The sequence below is a fragment of the Streptomyces sp. NPDC047081 genome (genome assembly GCF_040643775.1).
Classification (GTDB): Bacteria; Actinomycetota; Actinomycetes; order Streptomycetales; family Streptomycetaceae; genus Streptomyces.
The window spans coordinates 279,729-303,248 of record NZ_JBEYUY010000002.1 but is presented as its reverse complement, the minus strand read 5'-3'; the positions used below and the strand labels follow the sequence as shown (position 1 = coordinate 303,248).

The window sequence follows — 23,520 nt, the reverse complement described above, 5'->3', positions numbered from 1 at the left end:
AAAGAGGGTCACGTCATGTCCGCGGCGCACCGGAACCCCACGTTGCCGGTGGCCGAATCGGGGAACAGGCCCTGCCTCGCGGCCACCCGGTAGCGGCGGCAGTAGGAGGCGTGGCACAGATAGGAGCCGCCCTTGGCGACCCGCTGCCGTCCGTCACGGGAGAAGGTTCCGGCGCACCACTCCCACACGTTTCCGGTGGCGTTGTACAGGCCGAAACCGTTGGGTTCGTAGGCGTCGACCGGGCAGGTGCCGTACCAGCCGTCGGCCGTGGGGTGGCGGTGCGGGAAGTCGCCCTGCCAGACGTTCATCCGGGCTCGCCCGCCCGGTTCGAACTCGTCGCCCCAGGGGAACGCCTTGCCGTGGAGTCCGCCCCGGGCGGCGCGCTCCCACTCCACCTCCGTGGGCAGGCGTTTGCCGGCCCAGGCGCAGTAGGCACGGGCGTCGTCCCAGTCGACGTGCACGACCGGGTGGTCCCGCCGGTCCTGCCAGGTGGAGTGCGGTCCGTCGGGGCGACGCCAGTCGGCGCCCTCGACCTGACGCCACCAGGGTGCGCCCACCACGCCCCGAGTGGGCGGGAAGTCGTCGGGGAGCAGTCCGGCGAAGACGAACGACCAGCCGGTCCGCTCGGCGAAGGTACGGTGGCCGGTCTCGTCGGCGAAGCGGGCGAACTGCTCGTTGGACACGGTGCAGGCGTCGATCCAGAAGGCGTCGACGCGTGCCGTGCGTACCGGGCCCTCGCCGTCGGCGGGGTAGGCGAGCGCGTCGTCGCTGCCCATGAGGAACTCGCCGGCGGGGACCGCCACCATGCCCTCGGTGCTCGCGAGGCGGTCCCCGGCCCTGAGAGCCGACGGCTGCCCCGCGCCCCGACCGCCGGACGGCGCACAGCAGTTCACTGGGCCCCCATCACGCGTCGGTGCAACCCGCCGTCGAACTCGGCCTGTTCGCCGGCCGCGGCATCGAGGTCGATGCGCACGGTGTGCACGGTCCCGGTGAACTCGTTGTCGAGGACGGGGTAGTCGTCGGTCACCGGTGTGCTGAGGTCCACGCCGACGTCGAGCGTCTCGTCGAAGGAGAAGTAGTACGGGATGGTCTGCTCGACCCGGCCAACGGCCTGCCGTTCGCCGTCCACCAGGAGCGTGGCGGTGCCGCCCTTGCCGAGCCCTCCACCGTCGTAGGCGAACTCCAGCCGCACCTCGTGACGTCCCGGTGTCAGGGGCCGGTCGGCGCGCACGGTGTACAGGCTCATCCCGAAGCAGTTGTAGACGTAGGCCGGTCTTCCCTCGGTGACGTACAGGGACCAGCCGCCGAAACGGCCGCCCTGTGCGATGAGCACGCCCTCGGCCGGGCTTTCGGATGTCCCGGGTGTCTCGATGTCCGCGGTGATGCTGTGCGAGCGGTTCTTGATGTTGGGAGTGGTCTCCTCAGTGAACCGGCGCATGCCGCCGCGGTAGGTCACGGAGGTGCGTTCCCCGAGCAGGTCGACGCGTCCGGCCACGGCGGGGTTCTCCCGCTCGGTGACACGGTCGTCCAGCGGGAAGACCTGGTACTTGGCTGCCTCGATGAGGAACAGGTCCTGCAACCGGCGCAGTTTCTCCGGGTGTTGGGCGGCGAGGTCGTGGGCCTGGCTCCAGTCCTCGGTGAGGTCGTACAGCTCCCAGACGTCGTCGGCGAACCGCTTGTTCCCCTCGGGGACCATCTCCCAGGGGATGCCGTGCCGGGTGACCGCCATCCAGCCCTCGTGGTAGATGCCCCGGTTGCCGCACATCTCGAAGTACTGCGTCCGGCGGTGCTCGGGTGCTTCGGGATCGGCGAGCGTGCGCCACATGCTCGTGCCCTCGACGGGCTGCTGTGTCACCCCGTCGACACTGAACGGCGCCGGGACGCCCACGCAGTCCAGGATCGTCGGGAGTACGTCGATGACGTGGGAGAACTGGTGGCGCAGGCCGCCGGGTTCGGCGACGCCCCGCGGCCAGTGCAGGATCATGCCGTCGCGGGTGCCACCGAAGTGCGAGGCGACCTGTTTGGTCCACTGGTAGGGGGTGTTGAGCGCCAGCGCCCAGCCCGCCGGTGCGATCGGGTAGCTGCGCGGGCCGCCGATCTCGTCGAGGTGCTCGATCATCTCTTCCGGGTCGTCGACGATGCCGTGCCCGAGGCGGTGTTCGACGATCGTCCCCTCGATGCCGCCCTCACCCGAGGCGCCGTTGTCGCCCAGGATGTAGAGGATCAGCGTGTCGTCCAGCTCGCCGAGTTCGTCGAGGGCGTCGAGGAAGCGGCCGACCTGGACGTCGGCGTGTTCGGTGAACCCGGCGAAGGTCTCCATGAAGCGGGCGGCCAACCGACGCTGGTTCCCGGTGAGTTCGTCCCAGTGCGGTACGCCCTCCGCCCAGTTCGCGAGTTCCGCGTCCTCGGGCACGACCCCGAGTTCCTTCTGCCGCTCCAGGGTGAGTTCGCGTTGCCGGTCCCAGCCGTGGTCGAAGCGCCCGCGGTACTTCTCCTGCCACTCCGGGGCGACGTGCAGCGGTGCGTGTGCGGCGCCGAGGGCGAGGTAGGTGAAGAACGGGCGGCCCGGGGTCAGGGTGCGCTGGGTGCGTACCCAGTCGATGGCGTGGTCGACGAGGTCCGCGGAGAGGTGGTAGCCGTCCTCGGGGCGGCGGTCCGGCTCGACGGGGGTGGTGCCCTGGTAGAGCAGGGGGTACCAGTGGTTCATCTCGGCGCCCATGAACCCGTAGAAGGTGTCGAAGCCCTCGCCGGTGGGCCAGCGGTCGAACGGGCCGACCGCGCTGATCTCCCGGGGCGGGGTCTGGTGCCATTTGCCGAAGGCGGCCGTGCTGTAGCCGTTGCCCTGCAGGATCTGCGCGAGGGTGGCGGCGCTGCGCGGGCGGAAGCCGTTGTAGCCGGGGGCCGCCGTGGTCATCTCGGTGGTGCCGCCCATGCCCACCGAGTGGTGGTTGCGTCCGGTCAGCAGGGCCTGGCGGGTCGGCGAGCACAGGGCCGTCACATGGAAGCGGGTGTAGCGCAGCCCGCCCTCGGCGAGGCGTTCCGCGGCGGGCATCTCGCACGGTCCGCCGAAGGCGCTGGAGGTGCCGAAGCCGAGGTCGTCGACGAGCACGATCACCACGTTCGGGGCGCCCTGCGGTGGCGGGACCGGGCCGATGGGCGTGAAGGCCGTCGCCTGCTCGTGGACGTCCATCGCGGTCGTCAGGGGCGGACGGGAGTCGGGGCGGGGAAGAATGTGCCGTCCGGCGTCGAACTCAGTCATGCATTTCTCCGTTCCGGGCCGCCGGGAAGATTTCACAAACTTTTCGCAATGCCGCATCAAAGGCGCAACACAAGGGGACTTCCGGCCGTTTCCGCCGATGGCTCAGCAAAAATGTCATTCGGCGTCGACGCAGGTCAACAAGGTGCGGAGAATTGCCCTGGACCGGTTTTGAATGAAGGCGGTAGAAAACTTCTATACGGCCAGATCGACGAAGGCCTGAGCGGCCGGCGACAGCGGGCCCGACCGCCAGACCAGGCGCCCGTGGCGCAGCAGCCGGGGGCGGTTGGAGAGCATGCGGGCGCCGCGGAGTCCGGCGTCGCGGGCCATGGAGGCGGGCAGCAGGGAGGCGCCGACGCCCGCGAGGATCAGCGGCACGATCATCGCCCGATGCGCGGTCTCCACCACGATGCGCGGTGCGACGCCGAGCGCGGTGCACACGTCGTCCACGGCCACCCGGGTCTCGGTGCCGGGCGGTGTCACGATGAGGTCCAGCGCGGCCAGTTCGCGCGAGGTGATGGTGTCACCGGGCGGATGCGGGTGGTCCGGGGGCAGGACGACGTGCATCTCCTGCGCCGGCAGGTCGATGCCGCTCAGGTCCCCGGTGGGCACGGAGGCGTCGACCAGACCGAGTTCGCAGCGCCCGGCCGCGACCATGACCGCCACGGCCGCTCCCCGCTCCGGGTCGACCACGCGCACGGAGACCTTCGGGTGGGCGCGGTGGAAGCGCCCGAGCATCCCGGCGAGCGGATCGACCGAGAGCGTCGTCTGCGAGACGACATCGAGCCGGCCGCCCTCCAGGCCGAGGACCTCGCGCACCAGGGAGCCCGCCGTGGCGAGGTCGCGCAGGACCTGCTGGGCCGGGCGGACCAGCGCCTCACCGGCCGCGGTGAGCGCGACGCCGTGCGGCAGCCGGTGGAAAAGACTTCCGCCGCATTCGCGCTCCAGGGTCCTGATGGCATGGGAAAGCGACGGCTGTGCCACATGGAGCGCGATGGCCGCGGCCGTGAACCCGCCGTGTTCGACAACGGCGATGAAGTATTCCAGCTGACGTCGTTCCATCGGGTCTCCGTGAATTCCGGGACACGTTATCACCGGTCCGACGGAGACCCGATGCCCGTCATACGTATTCCGTTGCCGCGTCCAGTATCCAGTCGGTGAGATAGCCGGCGAAGGAGGATCGCACGAGCACCCAGAATCCTGCCCTGGGTTCGTCCCGGGCGACCAGGACGACCTGGGTGCGGCCCAGGGTGGTCTGGGCGCAGCGGCCGGGGGCGAAGGCGCGCGGGTGCAGGTCCAGTGAGCAGCCGTGCGCGAGGAGGTCGCGGGCGTGCTCGCCTGCGACCAGGAGGGTCGTGCGCTGGGCGGAGACGTCGGTGACGGACACCGGCTCGTCCCCGGCGGCCTCCCTGATCCGGCTCTCCAGGTCCCGCTCGGATCCGGGCGGCGCGACCAGCAGCCACTCGTCCGGGCCGAGCCACAGCACGGTCAACTCTCCGGCGCGTACGACGGTGTTGGGCTCCAGGGGCAGTTGCAGGCCCAGTGCCAGGCCGACCGCGTCGGCAGCCGCGCCCTTGGCGTCGAGACGGACGTCGAGCTGGGTCAGGAAGGGGAGTTCGGCCAGCCGTACCGCTCCCTGGGAGCTGCGGGTCGCGGCGGCCAGCCGTCCGGCGGCGTGCGCCAGGGGGCTGCGGGGCCGGGCGGTGAGTGCGGTGTCAGCCATCGCGGCGGGCTCCCTCGGGGTCGTAGAGGACGGGGCTTGCGACGGTCACCGGGACCAGCCGGTCGCCGACGGGGGCGTACAGGCGCTCGCCGATGCGCTCGCGGCCGCCCTTGATCAGGGCGAGCGCGAAGGTGCGGCCGAGGGCGGCGCTGCGGTAGCTGGAGGTGACGTGGCCGAGCATCGGGACGGGCGGGGCCGGAAGCACGCTGTCGGCGACCAGGTGAGTGCCCTCGGGCAGGAAGGTGCCGGGGTCGTCCGGGAGCAGGCCGACCAGGTGCTTGCGGTCGGGGCGGACGGTGTCGGCGCGGGCGAAGGAGCGCTTGCCGACGAAGTCGGGCTTCTTCTTGGAGACCGCCCAGCTCATGCCGAGGTCCTGCGGGGTGACCGTGCCGTCGGTGTCCTGGCCGATGATCGGGTAGCCCTTCTCGGCGCGCAGGACGTGCATGGTCTCGGTGCCGTACGGGGTGATGCCGTACGGGGCACCGGCCTCGTACAGCGCCTCCCAGAGGGTGAGGGCCTCCCACGGCGAGACGTTGATCTCGTAGGCGAGTTCGCCGGAGAAGCTGATCCGGCAGACGCGCGCCTCGATGCCGGCGACGGTCGTCTCGCGCCAGGCCATGAACGGGAAGTCGTCGTTGTCGACGGCCAGTTGGGGTGCCAGTGCGCCGAGGACGGCCCGGGACTTCGGGCCCACCAGAGCGACGGTCGCCCACTGTTCGGTGACGGACGTGCAGTGGACCTTCAGCTCCGGCCACTCCGTCTGCAGCCACTCCTCCATCCAGTCCAGTACGGCGGCCGCGTTGCCGGTCGTCGTGGTGACCAGGAAGCGGTCCTGGGCGAGACGGATGACCGTGCCGTCGTCGAAGACCATGCCGTCCAGGCGGCACATCACGCCGTAGCGGATCATGCCGACCTTCAGGGTGGACATCATGTTGGTGTAGAGCCGGTCGAGGAAGACGGCCGCGTCCGGGCCCTGGACGTCGATCTTGCCGAGGGTGGAGGCGTCCATGAAGGCGACGCTCTCACGGGCGGCGGCGCACTCGCGCAGTACGGCCGTCTCCATGTCCTCGCCGTCCTGGGGGTAGTACCAGGGGCGCTTCCACTGGCCGACGTTCTCGAAGAGGGCGCCGTGGCCGACGTGCCACTCGTGGAGGGCGGTGGTGCGCACCGGGTCGCTCAGCGCGCCCCGGTCGCGGCCGGCGAGGGCCGCGAAGGAGACGGGGGTGTAGGGCGGGCGGAAGGTGGTCGTGCCGAGCGCGGAGATGTCCACGCCGAGCAGTTCGGCGACGATGCCGCTGGCCAGCACGCCGGAGGTCTTGCCCTGGTCGTTGGCGGTACCGGCCGTGGTGTAGCGCTTGGTGTGCTCCACCGAGCGCATGCCGGCGCCGGTGGCGCGGGCCAAGTCGTCGACGGTGACGTCGCGTTGGAGGTCGACGAAGCGCGGGGCGCCTTCGCGGCCGGGGACGCCGAAGACGTGCATCGGCGGGGTGGGCCGCGGCTGGGCGGGGACCTGCGGGAGGCGGACGGCCTGCGGGGTGTAGCCCTCGGCCTCCATGGCACGGGCGCCGGCCGCCGCGCCCTGGGCGAGCACCCCGGGCAGGTCGAACACGCCGGCCGCGCTGCCCGCGACCTCGACGGCCTGGCGGCATGAGTCGGGCACGAAGGTGCCGAGTTCCTCGTCGTGCCGGAGCTTGCCGCCCGCCTGGCTGAACAGGTGCGCCACGGGGTTCCAGCCGCCGGAGACGAGCAGCAGGTCGGCGGCGAACTCGCGCCGGCCCGTGGTCTCCCCGTACGGCGCGACGGCCACGGCGGTGAGCCGCTGCTCGCCCTCGGTACCGATGACGGCGTGCCCCGGCAGCACCTCGATGCCGGCCGCGCGGGCCCGGTCCGCCCACTCGCCCGGGTCGGGGCGGGTGTCGACGATCGCGGCGATCTCCACGCCGGCCGTGTGCAGGTCCAACGCGGCCGCGTACGCGCTGTCGTTGGTGGTGAACACGACCGCGTGGCGGCCGGGGAGGACGCCGTGGCGGTTCACGTACGTGCGGGCCGACGCGGCCAGCATCACGCCGGGGCGGTCGTTGTCCGCGAAGGCGAGGGAGCGTTCGTGGGCGCCGGTGGCGAGGATCACCCGGCGGGCGCGGATGCGGTGGACGCGTTCGCGGGAGACGTGTTGCGGGGCCGCTGCGCCAAGGTGGTTCGTGCGGCGTTCCACGGCGAGGAGGTGATTGTCGTCGTAGTAGCCGAAGACGGTGGTACGGCGGAGGATGCGGACGTCGGGAGAGGCCTCCAGCTGGGCGGTCGTCTCGCCTGCCCAGTCCGGGAGTTCGCCGGTGCCGGAGAGACTGCCGCCGAGCTCGGCGTGGTCGTCGGCGAGGACGACCCGGGCGCCGGTCTTCGCCGCCGCTGCCGCCGCGGCGAGGCCGGCCGGGCCCGCGCCGACGATCAGCAGGTCACAGTGCGTGTGTACGGCGTCGTACCGGGCCGGGTCCGGTTCGGTGGCGAGGCGGCCCTGGCCGGGGAGGCTCGATGCGACCAGGCCGTCGTAGAGCTCGACGGTGGTGGCGGGGAGCATCGGCTCCGGGAAGGGGGCCTCGATCTGGACGACCGCGTTGGGTTCCTCCGGGCCGGCGGAGAAGATGCCGCGGGGGCGGCCGAGCTTGATGCTGGTCGCTGCGGCGATGACGCCGTTGGCCAGGAGGGCGGAGGCTAGGGTGTCTCCTTCTACGCCCTGGTATTCGGTGCCGTCGAAGGTGAAGGTGAGTCGGCGGGTGCGGCGCCGTGCCGGGGGCTCCGCCCCCGCGCCCCCGATCGGCCCTGAAGGGGCCTCGTCCTCAAACGCCGGACGGGCTGAGGGTGCTGGACGCGGCTGAGAAGTGACCGGAACGGCTGAAGAATCCTCCCGGCGCTCAACAGTCCCCGGACGCTCCTCCCCCGCCCGGTACACCGCCATGATCTCGTTCGTCGACGTGTCGCGTACCGCGTTGAACCAGCGTCGGCAGCCCGCCGAGTGGCTCCAGCGTTCCGCGAACGGGCCCTTCGGGTTGGCCCGGAAGAAGAGGTACTTGGCCCACTCCTCGTCGGTCAGGGTCGACGGGTTCTCCGGGTACGGCACGTGGGCCTGGCCGCCGTAGTGGAACTCGGCCTCGTCGCGCGGGCCGCACCACGGGCAGGGGATCAGCAGCATGTCGTTCGGCTCCTTGGGGATCCCTAGTGGGCCACCGCGGCCGCGCCGTGCTCGTCGACGAGCGCGCCGGTGGTGAAACGGTCGAGCGAGAAGGGGGCGTTGAGGGGGTGCGGGGTGTCGTGCGCGATGGTGTGGGCGTAGACCCAGCCGAGACCGGGGGTGGCCTTGAAACCGCCCGTTCCCCAGCCGCAGTTGAGGTAGAGGTTGTCCACGGGGGTCAGGCCCACGATCGGTGACGCGTCGGGGCTGACGTCGACGATGCCGCCCCAGGTGCGCAGGACGTGGGCGCGGGCGAAGACCGGGAAGAGCTCCAGGGCCGCCGACATCTGCTCCTCGATGATGTGGAACGCGCCCCGCTGCGTGTACGAGTTGTACGCGTCGATGCCCGCGCCCATCACCAGCTCGCCCTTGTGCGCCTGGCTGACGTACACATGGACGGCGTTGGACATGACGACCGTGGGGTGCACCGGTTCGAGGAGTTCCGAGACCAGGGCCTGCAACGGGTGGCTCTGGAGCGGGAGTTCGATGCCGGCCATGGCGGCGAGGACGGAGGTGTGGCCGGCTGAGCAGAGTGCCACCTTGCCCGCCGCGATGGGGCCCAGGCTGGTCTGGACTCCGATCACTCGGCCGCCTACCACGTCCAGGCCGGTGACCTCGCAGTTCTGGATGATGTCGATGCCCGCGGCGTCGGCCGAGCGGGCCAGGCCCCAGGCCACGTGGTCGTGCTTGGCGATGCCTGCGCGGGGCTGGTAGGTGCCGCCGAGGACCGGGTAGCGGACGTCCGGGGAGGTGTTGACGATCGGACAGACCTCCTTGACGCCGTCCGCGTCCAGCCACTCGGCGTCCACGCCGTTGAGGCGGTTCGCCTCGACGCGGCGGACGCTGTCGCGGACGTCCTGGAGACTGTGCGCCAGGTTCAGCACGCCCCGCTGGGAGAAGAGGATCGGGTAGTCGAGCTCGTCCGCCAGGCCCTCCCAGAGCTTGAGCGCGTGCTCGTAGATGCCGGCGCTCTCGTCCCAGAGGTAGTTGGAGCGGATGATCGTGGTGTTGCGGGCCATGTTGCCGCCCGCGAGCCACCCCTTCTCCAGTACGGCGACGTTGGTGATGCCGTGGTTCCTGGCGAGGTAGTGGGCGGTGGCCAGGCCGTGTCCGCCGCCGCCGACGATGACGACGTCGTACGAGCGCTTCGGCTCGGGTGTGCGCCACAGCCAGTCGGGGTGTTCGGGGAGCTCGGCGCCGGGGGTGCGGGGGCTCATCGGGCGTCTCCGGCTTCTTCTGCTGCCTGTGACAGGTGCGGGTAGAGCGGGTGCTTGGCGGCCAGCGCCTCGGTGCGGGCGCGCAGGGCCGCGGTGTCCGGTTCGGGTTGGAGGGCGAGCGCGATCACGTCGGCGACCTCGGTGAAGTCCTCTTCCGTGAAGCCTCGCGTGGCCAGCGCCGGGGTGCCGATGCGCAGGCCCGAGGTGACCATGGGCGGGCGCGGGTCGAAGGGCACCGCGTTGCGGTTGACGGTGATGCCGATCTCGTGGAGGAGGTCCTCGGCCTGGCGGCCGTCCAGCGGGGACTCCCGCAGGTCGACGAGGACCAGGTGGACGTCCGTGCCGCCGGTCAGCACCTTCACTCCGGCCACCGCGGCGTCGGGCCGGGTCAGCCGCTCGGCCAGGATGCGGGCTCCGGCCAGCGTGCGGGCCTGGCGCTCGGCGAACTCCGGGGAGGCGGCGACCTTGAAGGAGACCGCCTTCGCGGCGATGACGTGCTCCAGCGGGCCGCCCTGCATGCCCGGGAACACCGCCGAGTTGATCTTCTTGGCGAGGTCGGCCTCGTTGGTGAGGATCACGCCGCCACGCGGGCCGCCGAGGGTCTTGTGGGTGGTCGTGGTGGTGACGTGGGCGTGCGGGACGGGGCTCGGGTGCAGCCCGGCCGCGACCAGGCCCGCGAAGTGCGCCATGTCGACCATCAGCAGGGCGCCGACCTCGTCGGCGATCCGGCGGAAGGCGGCGAAGTCCAGCTGCCTGGGGTACGCCGACCAGCCCGCGATGATCATCTTGGGCCGGTGTTCCTTGGCGAGGCGCTCGACCTCGTCCATGTCGACCAGGTTGTCGGTCTCGGACACGTGGTACGGCACGACGTTGAGCATCTTGCCGCTGTAGTTGATGCGCATGCCGTGGGTGAGGTGGCCGCCGTGCGCGAGGTCGAGGCCGAGGACGGTGTCGCCGGGCTGGAGCAGCGCGAAGAAGACGGCGGTGTTGGCCTGGGCGCCCGAGTGCGGCTGGACGTTGGCGAAACCGGCCCCGAAGAGGGACTTGATCCGCTCGATCGCCAGCCGCTCGGTGACGTCGACGTGTTCGCAGCCGCCGTAGTAGCGGCGGCCGGGGTAGCCCTCGGCGTACTTGTTGGTCGCGACCGAGCCCTGCGCCTCCATCACGGCGGTGGGCGCGAAGTTCTCGGAGGCGATCATCTCCAACGTGGACTGCTGGCGGTGGAGTTCGGCGCGCAGCGCCTCGTGGACCTCGGGGTCCAGCTCCGCCAGGGGGGTGTTCAGCGCGTTCATACGGCGTTCGCGTTCCTCTCGGCGGCCTCGACGACGTTGGCGAGCAGCATCGCCCGGGTCATGGGGCCCACGCCTCCGGGCATCGGGGCGATCCAGCCGGCGACCTGGGCGGCCTCCGGGTGGATGTCGCCGACGAGGCCGTTCTCGGTGCGGGTGATGCCGACGTCCAGGACGGCCGCGCCGGGGCGCAGCATGTCCTTGGTGATCAGTCCGGGTGAGCCCGCGGCGGCGATGACGATGTCGGCCTCGCGGACGTGCCAGGCCAGGCCCTTGGTGCCGGTGTGGCAGAGGGTGACGGTGGCGTTCTCGGAGCGGCGGGTGAGGAGGAGGCCGATGGGCCGGCCGACGGTGATGCCGCGTCCGACCACGCAGACGCGGGCCCCGGCGATCGGCACCTCGTACCGGCGCAGGAGTTCGACGATGCCGCGCGGGGTGCACGGCAGCGGCGCCTCTGTGCCGAGGACGAGCCGGCCGAGGTTGACGGGGTGCAGTCCGTCGGCGTCCTTGGCCGGGTCCATGCGGGCGAGTACGGCGTTCGCGTCCAGGTGCGCGGGCAGCGGGAGCTGGACGATGTAGCCGGTGCAGGCGGGGTCGGCGTTGAGCTCGTCGACGACGTCCTCGACCTGCCGCTGGGTCGCGTCGGCGGGCAGATCCCGCCGGATGGAGGCGATCCCGACCTGCGCGCAGTCGCGGTGCTTGCCGGAGACGTAGGCGTGACTGCCGGGGTCGTCACCGACGAGGACGGTGCCGAGGCCGGGCGGGCGCCCACCACCGACGGTCAACTTGGCGACGCGCTCGGCGAGTTCACGCCGGATGGCGGCTGCGGTGGCCTTGCCGTCGAGGAGTTGTGCGGTCACCGGCGTTGCTCCTTCTTCGAGGTCAGCCACGGAGGCGGGACATCGTCGGGTCGAACAGGGGCTCTTCGGCAACGACCGCCTCCACGCGCTCGTCGAAGTACCCGATGTGCAGTACGGTCCCCGGCGCGGCCACCTCCGTCGGCAGCCAGGCGTACGCGATGCCCTTGCCGATCGTGTAGCCGTACGCGGCGCTGGTGACGTAGCCGACGGCGCGGTCGCCGTCGTACACCGGCTCCTTGCCCATGACGACGGACCGTGGGTCGTCGATCGTCAGGCAGGTGAGGCGGCGCCGGACGTCGGTCTTGCGGCGTTCCAGCGCCGCCTTGCCGATGAAGTCCTCCTTGTCGAGCTTGACCGCGAAGCCGACGCCGGCCTCGTACGGGTCGTGCTCGTACGTCATGTCGGTGCCGAAGGAGCGGTAACCCTTCTCCAGGCGCAGGCTGTTGAAGGCGCCGCGCCCCGCGATGATGCCGCCCAGCGGTTCGGCCGCCGCCCACAGCGTGTCCCAGAGCTTCTGGCCCAGGTCGGCGGTGGTGTACAGCTCCCAGCCGAGCTCACCGACGTACGAAAGGCGCATGGCCGTCACCGGGACGGACCCGATGTTGGCGCGCTTGGCGCGGAAGTACTTCAGGCCGTCGTTGGAGAAGTCCTCGTCGGCCAGGGGCTGGAGGACCTTGCGGGCGAGCGGGCCCCACAGGCCGATGCAGCAGGTGCCCGGTGTGATGTCGCGGACCTGGACCGTGCCGTCGGCCGGCAGATGGCGGCCGAACCAGTCGAGGTCGAGGTTGCCGTTCGCGCCGACCTGGAAGAGGTCGCGGGCGAGCCGGGCCACGGTGACGTCGCTGCGGATGCCGCCGTCGTGGTCGAGGAGCAGGGTGTACGTCACCGAGCCGACCGACTTGGCGACCTTGCCGGTGACCAGGCGCTCCAGGAAGTCCGCGGCGCCGGGGCCGGAGACTTCGAGGCGCTTGAGGGCCGTCATGTCGTACAGGGCGACGGTCTCGCGGGTGGCCTGGGCCTCCGCGCCGACGATCGGCGACCAGAACTGCGCCGCCCAGTCGTTCGGGGTGGGGATCGAACGGCCTGTCACCAAGGGCGCGTTGGCCTCGTACCACTGCGGGCGCTCCCAGCCGTTCGCCTCCAGGAAGAACGCGCCGTGCTCCTGCTGGCGGGCGTGGAAGGGGCTCTTGCGGATGGGGCGCGGGTCGCCGGAGGGCTGGAGGGGGTGGAGGATGTCGTAGACCTCGACGAAGTTCCGGCAGTCGCGGGCCAGGACGTACTCCGGGGTGAGCTGGTGCGGCTCGAAGCGGTTGACGTCGCACTCGTGCAGGTCGAAGGAGGAGCAGTAGCCGTCGACCAGCCACTCGGCCATGGCGCGGCCGACGCCCGCGGAGTGGGTGACCCAGACGGCCTCGGCGACCCAGAAGCCCTTGACGTCCGGGGACTCGCCGAGGAGCGGGAAGTTGTCGGTGGTGAAGGAGAACAGGCCGTTGATGCCCTCCTCGACCTTCGCCTCCTGGGTCGCGGGGAGCAGGGACTGGGTCTCGGTCCAGGCGGGCGCGAAGTCGTCCTCGGTGAACTCCAGGACGGAGGGCATCTGCTCGGCCTCGTCGAACGAGAGGATCTCGTCGGCGGTGATCGGCATGGGGCGGTGGCCGTAGTAGCCGATGCCGATGCCGTCGAAGCGGTCGCGGTAGTAGAGGTCGGCGTCCTGGTGGCGCAGGATCGGGCGGACGGCCTCCTCGGTCTGCCCGGCGAGCGCGGGGATCGGTCCGGTCCACGCGAGCTGGTGGGCGAGCGGGGTCAGCGGGAGGTTCATGCCGGCCATGCGGGCGATCTTCGGGCCCCAGATGCCGGCGCAGCACACGACGATGTCGGCTTCGAGGTCGCCCTTGTCGGTGCGGACGCCGGTGACCTCGCCGTCGGCCTGGAGGATGTCCAGGACCTCGTGGCGGGGCAGGAAGGTCACCCCGCGCCCGGTGGCGCGGCGGATCTGCGCCTCGACGGCGAGGACCGCCTTGGCGAGGCCGTCGGTGGGAACCAGGAGTCCGCCGAGGACCTTGTCGCGGTTGACGAGCGGGTGCTGCTCCAGGCACTCGTCGGTGGTCAGCAGACGGGCCTCGATGCCCCAGGCGGTGATCCAGCCGTGGCGGCGGTGCAGTTCCGCGAGACGCTCGGGGGTGGTCGCCACTTCGAGGCCGCCGACCTGGAGGAAGCAGGGCTTGCCGTCGACGTCGAGGGAGCAGAACTTCTCGACCGTGTAGCGGGCCAGCTCGGTCATCGTCTTGGAGGAGTTCGTCTGGAAGACCAGGCCCGGGGCGTGTGAGCTGGAGCCTCCGGTGGCCGGCAGCGGGCCCTGGTCGACCACGGTCACTTCGGTCCAGCCTCGCGCGGAGATCTCGTCCGCGAGGGCCGCTCCCACGACGCCCGCTCCGATGATCACCACTCGGGGTCCCGCCATCGCCGCACCTCCGAAATCAAAACCGGCCAGTTGCTTCGTACGCAACGCGATTCAGGTTGCGCAACTCAGCGTGCCTGTCCCGGGGAGGGGGTGTCAAGGGGTCCGTGACGTCGGAAAACGCCCGGAAACATGGGCCCGGACACGGCAATGCCCGGCGGGCGGCACGCGAGGACGCGCACCGCCCGCCGGGCATGTTCGACCGGTCTGCCCGACTCGGCTACTTGAGCCAGGCGTCCACCTTGTCCTTGTTGGCGTCGACCCACTTCTTGGCCGCCGCCTCGTCCGACAGCTTGTCCTGGGCGATGTACTTGGCGACCTCGTTCTGGTCGTCGTTCGTCCAGTTGAAGTTCTTCACCAGGTTGTAGGCGGGGCTGCCCGACTTGGCGAACTTCGTGCTGACGATCTTGTTGAGGTTGTAGACGGGGTAGTCGCAGGCGACCTTGGCCGCGTCGGCGTCACAGCCGTCCTTGTAGGCGGGCAGGCTGACCTTCTTCAGCGGGACCTCGGAGAGGAACCACTGCGGCTCGTAGAAGTAGCCGATGGCCCACTTCTTGTTCTTCTCGGCGTCCCGGAAGGACTGGATGAGCGCGGTCTCGCTGCCCGCGTACACCACCTTGAAGTCCAGCTTCAGGTTCTTCACCAGGGCCGCGTCGTTGGTGACGTACGACGGGTCGCCGTCCAGGAGCTGGCCCTTGCCGCCGGACTCGGAGGTCTTGAAGTTGGCGGCGTACTTGTTGAGGTTCTTGTAGTCGAGGATGTCGGGGTGCGCCTTGGCCAGCCACGGCGGCACGTACCAGCCGATGATTCCCTTGTTGCCGGTCTGGCCCGCGTCCACGGCGGTCTTCTGCTCGGTGATGTACTTCTTCACCAGGTCGGCGTGGCCCCAGTTCTCCAGGATCGCGTCGACCTCGCCGGTGCCGAAGCCCTGCCAGGCGATCTCTTCCTTCAGGTTCTTCTTGTTCACCTTGCAGCCGAGGCTGTGTTCCGCGACGTACGCGACGACCGCCGCGTCGGCCTCGTAGCCCACCCAGGGGTTGACCGCGAGGTTGAAGGTGCCGCACTTGCCGGAGCTGCCGCCCGAGCTGCCCGAACCCGAGGAGGTGTCGCCGACCTTCGCGCCACCGCACGCGGTGAGGGTGAGGCCGAGGACGGCCAGGCCGGCCGCGCCGGCTCGCCAGTGTCTTGCCATGGTGTCGTGCTCCTTTAAGCGCTCGCGCGTCGCGCCGCTGCCTGAGTGATCCGGTCGAACATGACTCCGAGCAGTACGATGGCGAGTCCTGCCGCCAGCCCCTTGCCGTACAGCTCGCCCTGCGAGAATCCGGCCACGACGTCGTAGCCGAGAGCGCCTGCTCCTACCAGGCCGCCCACAACAACCATCGACAGCACGTAGATCAGGCCCTGGTTGGTCGCGAGAGTCAGGGCACTGCGTGACATCGGCAGTTGGACCTTGGTGATGATCTGCCAGGTGTTGCACCCGGCGGAGGTGGCCGCTTCCACGGTGGTCTCGGGCACGGCCCGGATCCCGTCGGCGATGATCTTCATGGCGACGGGCGCCCCGTAGACGATCGCGGCGACGATGGCCGTGAAGCGGGTGGCGCCGAACAGCGCGAGGAACGGCACGAGATAGACGAACGGCGGCATGACCTGGGCCGCGTCCAGGGTGGGCCGGATCGCCCGGTCCACCAGCATGCTGCGGCCCATCCACACGCCGAAGACGACGCCGAGGATCATCACCAGCACGGTGGCGACGATCGTGGAGGCCAGCGTGGTCATCGCGTCCGACCACACACCGGTGGCGACCAGCAGGCCCACGCACACCGCGGTGGTGACCCCGGACTTCCAGCCGCCCAGCACCACCGCGAGCGCGACCAGCACCGCGCCGACCAGCCACCACGGGGAGTCGGTGAGCAGGGTCTGGAACGGGTTGAGCAGGCCGTTGGTGATGACGTCGCGGACGGTGTTGGTCAGGCCCGACAGATGGTCCTGCGCCCAGTTGGTCGCGGTGTCCGCGGCGCTCGCGATGTGGCTGCCGACGGTGCCGTCGCCGGGGAAGTCGGCCGCCCACAGATAGGTGTGCGAGAGGTAGACCAGGACCGCGGTGACCGCGGCGCCGGCGCCCAGCAGGGGGCGGCGCCACTTCGTGAAGTCGTGCGTGGACCTGCGGGCGTTCTCCTCGCGCGCGGCGGCCGCGGTGGTGACCCGGTCGAGGACGATCGCCATGACGACGATGGCGAGGCCCGCGTTGAAGGCCGTGCCGACGTCGAGGGACTGCAGCGCCTGGATGACGTTGGCGCCGAGGCCGGGTGCGTTGATCAGGGCGGCGATGGTGACCATGGCGAGGGCCGCCATGATGGTCTGGTTGACGCCCATCACCACGGTCCGCTTGGACATCGGCAGCAGGACCTTCAGCAGCGACTGGCGGCGGGTGGCGCCGAGGGAGTCGGCCGCCTCGACCGTCGTCCCGGAGACGTTGCGGATGGCGTGCGCCGTGATGCGGATCGTCGGCGGGGCCGCGTAGATCACGGTGGCGATGGTCGCGGAGGCGCCGCCGATGAGGAAGAACAGGGTGAGCGGCGCCAGGTAGACGAAGGTCGGCATCGTCTGCATGAAGTCCAGGAAGGGCGTCATGATCCGGTTGAACCGGTCCGACAGACCGGCCCACACACCGAGCGGGATCGCGAACAGCAGCGCCACGAACACCGCGGAGAGGGTCAGGGCGAGGGTGTCCATGGACTCCTGCCACAGCCCCTGGAGCCCGAAGAAGGTGAAGCCGGCGACGGCCAGCAGCGCGACCCGCCAGTTGCCCACGGCCCAGGAGACGTAGCCGGCCAGGCCCACGACGCCGAGCCAGCCGATCTCCGGGACCGGGCGGGTCCCGGACGGCTGGGAGATCAGGTGCTGGATGAAGGTCACCAGGTTGTCGATGACCAGCCGGATCTCGTTGAAGAAGTACAGGAAGAGCGGGTTGGAGTTGCGGTTGGCGCCGATGGAGTCGTTGAAGTCGTTGATCCAGCGGTGCAGATCGGTGAGGTCGGCGGCCGCCAGGGACAGCGTCTGCTTGCCCCTCAGTACGGCGAACAGCACCAGCCAGACGACGAGGATCGCGCCGATCACCATCCAGCGGCTGACCTTGCGCTCGCTCTTGACGGGTGGCGCCGGTTGCGCGGCCTCCGTCTGCTCGGGTTTCTCTATGGCGACGGTCATCAGAGGGCGCCTTCCTGCCCCGCGACCACGGCGAGGATCTCCTCGTCGCCGACGATGCCGAGCAGCTTGCCGTTCTCGACGACCTTGACCGGCTTGTCCGCCGCCAGGACGACCCGGGTGGCCTCCTTCACCACCACGTCCGGGCCCAGTTCGGGACCTTCCAGGTCGTCGCCGTCCTCCGGCGCGCGCATGATCCAGCGCAGGGTGAGGACGTCACCGCGCGGCACGTCCTTCACGAACTCGCGTACGTAGTCGTCGGCGGGGGCGCCGACCAGTTCGTCGCCGGTGCCGCACTGGACCATCTTGCCGTCGCGCATGATGAGGATGCGGTCGCCCAGCTTGAGCGCCTCGGAGAGGTCGTGGGTGATGAACACCATGGTCTTGCCGACCTCGTGGTGCAGCCGGATGACCTCGTTCTGCATGTCGCGCCGGATCAGCGGGTCGAGCGCGGAGAACGGCTCGTCGAAGAAGAGGACGTCCGGGTCGCCCGCCAACGCCCTTGCCAGGCCCACGCGTTGCTGCATGCCGCCGGAGAGCTGGTCGGGGTAGGAGTTCTCGTAGCCGGACAGGCCCACCAACTCCACGACTTCCAGGGCCCGTTTGGTGCGCTCCGCCTTGCCCATGCCGCGGATCTCCAGGCCGAAGCCCACGTTGTCGACGACCCGGCGGTGCGGCAGCAGCCCGAAGTGCTGGAAGACCATGGAGAACTTGCTGCGGCGCAGCTCGCGCAGATGCTTGTCGTCGCACTGGCGGATGTCCTGGCCCTCGAAGACGACCTCGCCGGAGGTCGGTTCGATCAGCCGGGTCAGACATCGCACGAGGGTGGACTTGCCGGAGCCGGACAGGCCCATGACGACGAAGACCTCACCGGGCGCGACCTCGAAGTTGACGTCGCGTACGGCGGCGGTGCATCCAGTGCGGTCCATGAGCTCGCGGCGACTGAGCCCGCACAGCTCCTCCGATTCCGGCACCCGGTCGGCCTTCGGCCCGAACACCTTCCACAGATTGCGCACGGATATGACCGGAGTGCCGTCCGAGTCCTGGGGCGTGCCGCGCCGCTGCGGCACCTCGGTCTGTGTGGGGGTCACGATCGACCTCTTTTCGGCGTTCAGCCGCGGAACCAGAGCTGCGGCCGGGGTTGGATGTTCTGCCAGACGTGTTTGGGCTCTCGGTATTCGTTCAGGCCGGTCGGTCCCAGCTCCCGGCCCGTGCCCGAGTGCCCGAAGCCACCCCATTCGGCTTGCGGTACATAGGGGTGGTAGTCGTTGATCCACACCGTGCCGTGGCGCAGCCGCCGGGCGACCCGCTGGGCCTTCCCGGCGTCCTGGGTCCAGACGGCCCCGGCGAGTCCGTACTCGGTGTCGTTGGCGATGCGCACGGCGTCGTCCTCGTCGGTGAAGCGCTCGACGGTCAGCACGGGCCCGAAGGACTCCTCGTGCACCACGCGCATGTCCTGCGTGCACTCGTCGAGGACGGTCGGCGGGTAGTAGTGGCCGCTCGCGAGCGCCGGGTCGTCGGGGCGGGCGCCGCCGCAGCGCAGTACGGCGCCTTCCGTGAGGCCGGCGGCGACGTACGCCTCGACCTTGGCGAGGTGCTGGGCGGAGATCAGCGCGCCGGTCTCGGCCTCGGGGTCGAAGGGCCCGCCGAGGCGGATCTGCCGGGCACGCCGGACGACCTCGTCGACGAACCGGTCGTGCAGGGAGTCCTCGACGATCAGCCGGGCGCCGGCCGAGCAGACCTGCCCGGAGTGCAGGAAGACGGCGGTGAGGGCGAAGTCGACGGCGGTCTCGAAGTCGGCGTCGGCGAAGACGACGTTCGGGTTCTTGCCGCCGAGTTCCAGCGCGACCTTCTTCACGGTCGCCGCCGCGGTGGCCATGATGCGCTTGCCGGTCTCCAGGCCGCCGGTGAAGGAGACCATGTCGACGTCCGGGTGCTCGGAGAGCGGGGCGCCCACCTCGGGCCCGGTGCCCAGGACGAGGTTGGCGGCGCCGGCCGGCAGTCCGGCCTCCTCCAGGGCCCGCATCAGCAGGACGGAGGTGGAGGGGGTGAGCTCGCTGGGCTTGAGGACGATGGTGTTGCCCGCGGCGAGCGCGGGGGCGACCTTCCAACTGGCCTGAAGCAGCGGGTAGTTCCACGGGGTGATGAGCCCGCACACGCCGACCGGCTCGTACACGACCCGGCTCACCGCGTCGTCGCGGCCGGTGTCGATCACCCGGCCCGCGTCGGTGCCGGCGAGGCCGCCGTAGTAGCGGAAGCAGGAGACGACGTCGGCGATGTCGTACTCGCTCTCCACCAGCCGCTTGCCGGTGTCCAGCGACTCGGCGCGGGCGAACTCCTTCGCGTCGCGCTCGATCAGGTCGGCGGTGCGCAGCAGCAGGGCGCCGCGCTCGCGCTCGGGGGTGTGCGGCCAGGGACCCTCGTCGAAGGCGCGGCGGGCGGCGGCGATGGCCGCCTCGGTGTCGGGACGCGTCCCTTCCGCCACGGTCGCGCTGAGCGAGCCGTCGGCGGGACATCGGATCTCCCGGCGGCCTCCGGCCACCGGTTCCCGCCATTCACCGTCAACGTACAGGTCTGCCACTGGCCAAGCCCTTCAGCCGAAATACGTTGCGCATCGTGCATCCAATTGCTTGTGGTGGAACACCCTGGCGAATGACCGGACAATCGTCAAGGGGTTGGCGGATGACGATTTCACCATGCGAGCAGTTACCCGCCCGCCCTTGACCCAAGGCGCGCCCCGAGCCGACCATGTTGCGTATCGCTCACCCAGTTGTGCAATACGCACCGACGGAGGCCGCATATGTCCCCTCGACCTCAGCCCGGCCGTGAGTTCGTCCTCACTCTCTCGTGTCCCGACAGCGCGGGTCTGGTCCACGCCGTGAGCGGCTTCCTGGTCCGCAACTCCGGCAACATCCTGGAGAGCCAGCAATTCGATGATCGTCTCCAGGGACGTTTCTTCATGAGGGTCCACTTCGACGTTTCCGATCCAAACGCGAATCTGGAAAATCTGCGTTACCGGTTCGGTCCCGTCGCCGAGGCCCACCACATCACCTGGACCCTCCGGGACGCCTCGACACCGACCCGGACGCTGATCATGGTGTCCAGGTTCGGCCACTGCCTGAACGACCTGCTGTTCCGGCAGCGCACGGGCTCCCTGAACATCGAGATCCCCGCGATCGTCTCCAACCACCGGGACTTCGAGGGGCTGGCCGAGACCTACGGCATCCCCTTCCACCACGTCCCGGTCACCAAGGACACCAAGCCCGAGGCGGAGGCGCGCCTGCTGGAGCTGGTGCGCGAGCTGGACGTCGACCTCGTGGTCCTCGCCCGCTACATGCAGATCCTCTCCGACGACCTGTGCAAGCAGCTGGAGGGTCACGCGATCAACATCCACCACTCCTTCCTCCCCAGCTTCAAGGGCGCGAAGCCCTACGACCAGGCCTACGACCGGGGTGTGAAGCTCGTGGGCGCGACGGCGCACTACGTCACCTCCGATCTGGACGAGGGCCAGATCATCGAGCAGGACGTGGTCCGTGTGGACCACTCCCTCGACCCCGGCGAGCTGGTCACGGTCGGCCGGGACGTCGAGGCGCAGGTGCTGGCGCACGCGGTGAAGTGGCACAGCGAGAGCCGGGTGATGGTGGACGGCAACCGCACGGTGGTCTTCCGCTGACCGACCCACCAAGGAGGGGCGGACCGGGATTCCCCGGCCCGCCCCTCCTTGTATACGGGGATACGGGGACAAGGCGATACAGCGATACGGCGGTCAGCCGCCGAGCCGGTCGAGCAGCGCCCGGCGCCACCGCTCCGTCTCGGCGATCTGGTTGAAGGTGAACAGGTGCAGCCCGGCCACGCCCGCCGAAGGCGCCGTGAGAGCCGGCTCCGCGCGCTCCAGCAGCCGCTGCGGCGAGTAGCCGCCCGGCGCCGCGAACCGCAGGAACCAGGACGCGTGCTTCGTCAGGAACCGCGTCGACTCCCCCACCCCGATCTTCGTCGCCATCGCCAGCAGCTTGGTCCGCTGCACGGGCCCGGCGACGCCCACGTACACGGGCAGGGTGACGTCCCGGCGCCGTATGCGCGCGATCCACTCCCCCAGTACCCGCGGGTCGAAGCAGAGGTTGCTCACGATGTACGTGGCGTGCGCGCGCTTGTCCCACATGGCCTGGACGGTGACGTCGTCGTCGATGAGCGGATGGCTCTCCGGATAGCCGGTGATGCCGACGTGCGCGAAGGGGCCGCCCAGCTCGGTCAGCGTGCGCAGCACCGGCAGGGCGCCGTCGTAGGCCCCGGCCGGCGGGTCCGCGTCGCCCGCCGGGACGAACACGTCGTCGACGCCCGCCTCCCGGAGCCGGGCGGTGACCTCCTTGACGTGCACCTCGTCCCGCAGCAGCCGCGCGGGCACGTGCGGGACGACGCGGTAGCCGTGCGCGGCCAGCCGCTCGGTGAGGCCGAGCGTGGGCTCCAGGCCCTTGACCGGCGACGCGGTGACCGTGACGACGACATCGCGAGGGACATGCGCGAGGACCTTGTCCTCGGTGGCCTTCGCGGGCAGCACCTCGTAGCGGACGCTCTCCAGCAGCGCCCGTAGCCCTGTCGCGGCGGCCAAGGTCTACCCCGCCTGCTTCTGGGCGTCGCGGTGGCGGTAGTACGCCGCCTTGGACGGCGCGAGGGGCTCCTTGCCGAGGATCAGGTCGGCGGCCTTCTCGGCGATCATCATCACCGGCGCGTAGATGTTCCCGTTGGTGACGTACGGCATGACCGAGGCGTCCACCACGCGCAGGCCCTCCACGCCGTGCACGCGCATGCTGGTGGGGTCGACGACGGCCGTCTCATCAGTGGCGGGGCCCATCTTGCAGGTGCAGGACGGGTGCAGGGCGGTCTCGCCGTCCTTGGCCACCCAGTCGAGGATCTCCTGGTCCGTCTCGACGGACGGGCCGGGCGAGACCTCGCCGTCGTTGTAGGGGGCGAGCGCGGGCTGGTTGAGGAGCTTGCGCGCGACCCGGATGGCCTCGACCCACTCACGGCGGTCCTGCTCGGTGGAGAGGTAGTTGAAGCGCAGCGCCGGGTGCTCGCGCGGGTCCTTGCTCTTGATCTTCACCGAGCCGATGGCGTCCGAGTACATGGGCCCGACATGCACCTGGTAGCCGTGGCCGCCGGCCGGCACGGAGCCGTCGTAGCGGACCGCGATGGGCAGGAAGTGGAACATCAGGTTCGGGTAGTCCACGTCGTCGTTGCTGCGGCAGAAGCCGCCGGCCTCGAAGTGGTTCGTGGCGGCCGGGCCCTTCCGGAACAGCCACTGCAGCCCGATGAAGGGCGCCCGCCACTTCGCCAGGTACGGCTGCATGGAGACGGGCTGCTTGCAGGCGTACTGGATGTACACCTCCAGGTGGTCCTGCATGTTCTCGCCGACGCCCGGCAGGTCGTGTACGACGTCGATGCCGAGGGCGCGCAGCTCCTCCGCGTTGCCGACACCCGAGAGCTGGAGCAGCTGGGGGGAGTTGATGGCGCCGCCGCACAGGATGACCTCCTTGGCGCGGACCTGCTGGAGGGCGCCCTTGCCGCGCTGGTACTCGACGCCGACGGCCTTCTTGCCCTCGAAGAGGACGCGGGTGACCAGGGCGCGGGTCTTCACGGTCAGGTTGCGCCGCTTCCTCGCGGGCTTCAGATACGCCTTCGAGGCCGAGAGCCGGCGGCCGCGGTGGACGTTGCGGTCGAACTTGGCGAAGCCCTCCTGCCGGTAGCCGTTGACGTCGTCCGTCGGGGCGTACCCGGCCTCCTCGGTGGCCTTGAGGAAGGCACCGAAGAGCGGGTTCGTCGCGGGACCGCGCTCCAGGACGAGGGGGCCGTCGTGACCGCGGAACTCGTCGTCCGGATCGGCGGCGAGACAGTTCTCCATCCGGCGGAAGTAGGGGAGACAGTGCGCGTAGTCCCAGGTCTCCATCCCGGGGTCGGCCGCCCAGCGCTCGTAGTCCATCGGGTTGCCCCGCTGGAAGATCATGCCGTTGATGCTGCTGGAGCCGCCCAGCACCTTGCCGCGGGCGTGGTAGACGCGCCGGCCGCCCATGTGGGGCTCGGGCTCGGACTCGTACTTCCAGTCGTAGAAGCGGCTGCCGATGGGGTACGTCAGCGCCGCGGGCATCTGGATGAAGACGTCCCAGGGGTAGTCGGACCGGCCGGCCTCCAGGACCAGCACGCTGTTCGCCGGATCCGCGGAGAGCCTGTTCGCCAGTGCGCTGCCGGCCGAACCGCCGCCGACGATGACGAAGTCGTATTGCAGGGGAGCCATGGTG

General features: G+C 70.3%; 16 protein-coding genes. 1 reads left to right on the top strand and 15 read right to left on the bottom strand.

The window, feature by feature from the left end:
• Positions 1-8 precede the first annotated feature (8 nt).
• From ABZ848_RS04520 to ABZ848_RS04460, 13 genes are all read right to left on the bottom strand, one after another.
• Positions 9-806: a formylglycine-generating enzyme family protein gene (locus ABZ848_RS04520; RefSeq protein WP_360825142.1), complete on the bottom strand. Its 798-nt coding sequence runs from the start codon at positions 804-806 to the stop codon at positions 9-11.
• 83 nt (positions 807-889) lie between these two features.
• Positions 890-3,259 carry an arylsulfatase gene (locus tag ABZ848_RS04515; protein WP_360825139.1) on the bottom strand — a complete coding sequence of 790 codons (2,370 nt, stop codon included), beginning with the start codon at positions 3,257-3,259 and terminating at the stop codon, positions 890-892.
• A 192-nt stretch (positions 3,260-3,451) separates the two neighbouring features.
• Positions 3,452-4,318, bottom strand: coding sequence for a LysR family transcriptional regulator (locus tag ABZ848_RS04510; protein ID WP_360825136.1), 867 nt, complete (start codon positions 4,316-4,318; stop codon positions 3,452-3,454).
• Between the two features lie 58 nt (positions 4,319-4,376).
• Positions 4,377-4,979: a sarcosine oxidase subunit gamma family protein gene (locus ABZ848_RS04505; protein WP_360825133.1), complete on the bottom strand. Its 603-nt coding sequence runs from the start codon at positions 4,977-4,979 to the stop codon at positions 4,377-4,379.
• Complete coding sequence (locus tag ABZ848_RS04500) at positions 4,972-8,163, bottom strand: sarcosine oxidase subunit alpha family protein (protein WP_360825130.1); 3,192 nt, start codon at positions 8,161-8,163, stop codon at positions 4,972-4,974. Before ABZ848_RS04500 ends, ABZ848_RS04505 begins: the two co-directional genes overlap by 8 nt.
• A 23-nt stretch (positions 8,164-8,186) precedes the next feature.
• Positions 8,187-9,419 carry a sarcosine oxidase subunit beta family protein gene (locus ABZ848_RS04495; RefSeq protein ID WP_360825127.1) on the bottom strand — a complete coding sequence of 411 codons (1,233 nt, stop codon included), beginning with the start codon at positions 9,417-9,419 and terminating at the stop codon, positions 8,187-8,189.
• Positions 9,416-10,711: a serine hydroxymethyltransferase gene (glyA, locus tag ABZ848_RS04490; protein WP_360825124.1), complete on the bottom strand. Its 1,296-nt coding sequence runs from the start codon at positions 10,709-10,711 to the stop codon at positions 9,416-9,418. The genes ABZ848_RS04495 and glyA overlap by 4 nt, the downstream gene beginning before the upstream one ends.
• The gene (locus ABZ848_RS04485) at positions 10,708-11,568 is read right to left on the bottom strand and encodes a bifunctional methylenetetrahydrofolate dehydrogenase/methenyltetrahydrofolate cyclohydrolase (protein WP_360825121.1); all 861 of its coding nucleotides are present in this window, start codon (positions 11,566-11,568) and stop codon (positions 10,708-10,710) included. The genes glyA and ABZ848_RS04485 overlap by 4 nt, the downstream gene beginning before the upstream one ends.
• 22 nt (positions 11,569-11,590) lie before the next feature.
• On the bottom strand, positions 11,591-14,029 hold the full coding sequence (locus ABZ848_RS04480) for an FAD-dependent oxidoreductase (RefSeq protein WP_360825118.1): 2,439 nt from the start codon (positions 14,027-14,029) through the stop codon (positions 11,591-11,593).
• A gap of 217 nt (positions 14,030-14,246) precedes the next feature.
• Positions 14,247-15,218 carry an ABC transporter substrate-binding protein gene (locus tag ABZ848_RS04475; RefSeq protein WP_360825115.1) on the bottom strand — a complete coding sequence of 324 codons (972 nt, stop codon included), beginning with the start codon at positions 15,216-15,218 and terminating at the stop codon, positions 14,247-14,249.
• 14 nt (positions 15,219-15,232) lie between these two features.
• A complete protein-coding gene (locus ABZ848_RS04470) occupies positions 15,233-17,233 on the bottom strand; it encodes an ABC transporter permease subunit (RefSeq protein WP_360825112.1) in 2,001 nt (666 codons plus the stop codon).
• Positions 17,233-18,321, bottom strand: coding sequence for a glycine betaine/L-proline ABC transporter ATP-binding protein (locus ABZ848_RS04465; RefSeq protein WP_360825109.1), 1,089 nt, complete (start codon positions 18,319-18,321; stop codon positions 17,233-17,235). The genes ABZ848_RS04470 and ABZ848_RS04465 overlap by 1 nt, the downstream gene beginning before the upstream one ends.
• 20 nt (positions 18,322-18,341) lie before the next feature.
• A complete protein-coding gene (locus tag ABZ848_RS04460) occupies positions 18,342-19,811 on the bottom strand; it encodes an aldehyde dehydrogenase family protein (RefSeq protein WP_360825106.1) in 1,470 nt (489 codons plus the stop codon).
• A gap of 219 nt (positions 19,812-20,030) precedes the next feature.
• Between ABZ848_RS04460 and purU the strand changes: the two genes are divergently transcribed.
• On the top strand, positions 20,031-20,903 hold the full coding sequence (purU, locus tag ABZ848_RS04455) for a formyltetrahydrofolate deformylase (RefSeq protein WP_360825103.1): 873 nt from the start codon (positions 20,031-20,033) through the stop codon (positions 20,901-20,903).
• A 93-nt stretch (positions 20,904-20,996) separates the two neighbouring features.
• Here the strand turns inward: purU and ABZ848_RS04450 are convergent, their stop codons facing one another.
• Both ABZ848_RS04450 and betA read right to left on the bottom strand, forming a co-directional pair.
• Positions 20,997-21,836 carry a 5,10-methylenetetrahydrofolate reductase gene (locus tag ABZ848_RS04450; protein WP_360825100.1) on the bottom strand — a complete coding sequence of 280 codons (840 nt, stop codon included), beginning with the start codon at positions 21,834-21,836 and terminating at the stop codon, positions 20,997-20,999.
• A gap of 3 nt (positions 21,837-21,839) precedes the next feature.
• Positions 21,840-23,516: a choline dehydrogenase gene (gene betA, locus ABZ848_RS04445; protein WP_360825097.1), complete on the bottom strand. Its 1,677-nt coding sequence runs from the start codon at positions 23,514-23,516 to the stop codon at positions 21,840-21,842.
• Between the last annotated feature and the right edge of the window lie 4 nt (positions 23,517-23,520).

Coding starts and splice junctions, on each gene's coding strand:
- ABZ848_RS04520 (WP_360825142.1), bottom strand. CDS start 806: ATGGTGGCGGTCCCCGCCGGCGAGTTCCTCATGGGCAGCGACGACGCG.
- ABZ848_RS04515 (WP_360825139.1), bottom strand. CDS start 3,259: ATGACTGAGTTCGACGCCGGACGGCACATTCTTCCCCGCCCCGACTCC.
- ABZ848_RS04510 (WP_360825136.1), bottom strand. CDS start 4,318: ATGGAACGACGTCAGCTGGAATACTTCATCGCCGTTGTCGAACACGGC.
- ABZ848_RS04505 (WP_360825133.1), bottom strand. CDS start 4,979: ATGGCTGACACCGCACTCACCGCCCGGCCCCGCAGCCCCCTGGCGCAC.
- ABZ848_RS04500 (WP_360825130.1), bottom strand. CDS start 8,163: ATGCTGCTGATCCCCTGCCCGTGGTGCGGCCCGCGCGACGAGGCCGAG.
- ABZ848_RS04495 (WP_360825127.1), bottom strand. CDS start 9,419: ATGAGCCCCCGCACCCCCGGCGCCGAGCTCCCCGAACACCCCGACTGG.
- glyA (WP_360825124.1), bottom strand. CDS start 10,711: ATGAACGCGCTGAACACCCCCCTGGCGGAGCTGGACCCCGAGGTCCAC.
- ABZ848_RS04480 (WP_360825118.1), bottom strand. CDS start 14,029: ATGGCGGGACCCCGAGTGGTGATCATCGGAGCGGGCGTCGTGGGAGCG.
- ABZ848_RS04475 (WP_360825115.1), bottom strand. CDS start 15,218: ATGGCAAGACACTGGCGAGCCGGCGCGGCCGGCCTGGCCGTCCTCGGC.
- ABZ848_RS04470 (WP_360825112.1), bottom strand. CDS start 17,233: ATGACCGTCGCCATAGAGAAACCCGAGCAGACGGAGGCCGCGCAACCG.
- purU (WP_360825103.1), top strand. CDS start 20,031: ATGTCCCCTCGACCTCAGCCCGGCCGTGAGTTCGTCCTCACTCTCTCG.
- betA (WP_360825097.1), bottom strand. CDS start 23,516: ATGGCTCCCCTGCAATACGACTTCGTCATCGTCGGCGGCGGTTCGGCC.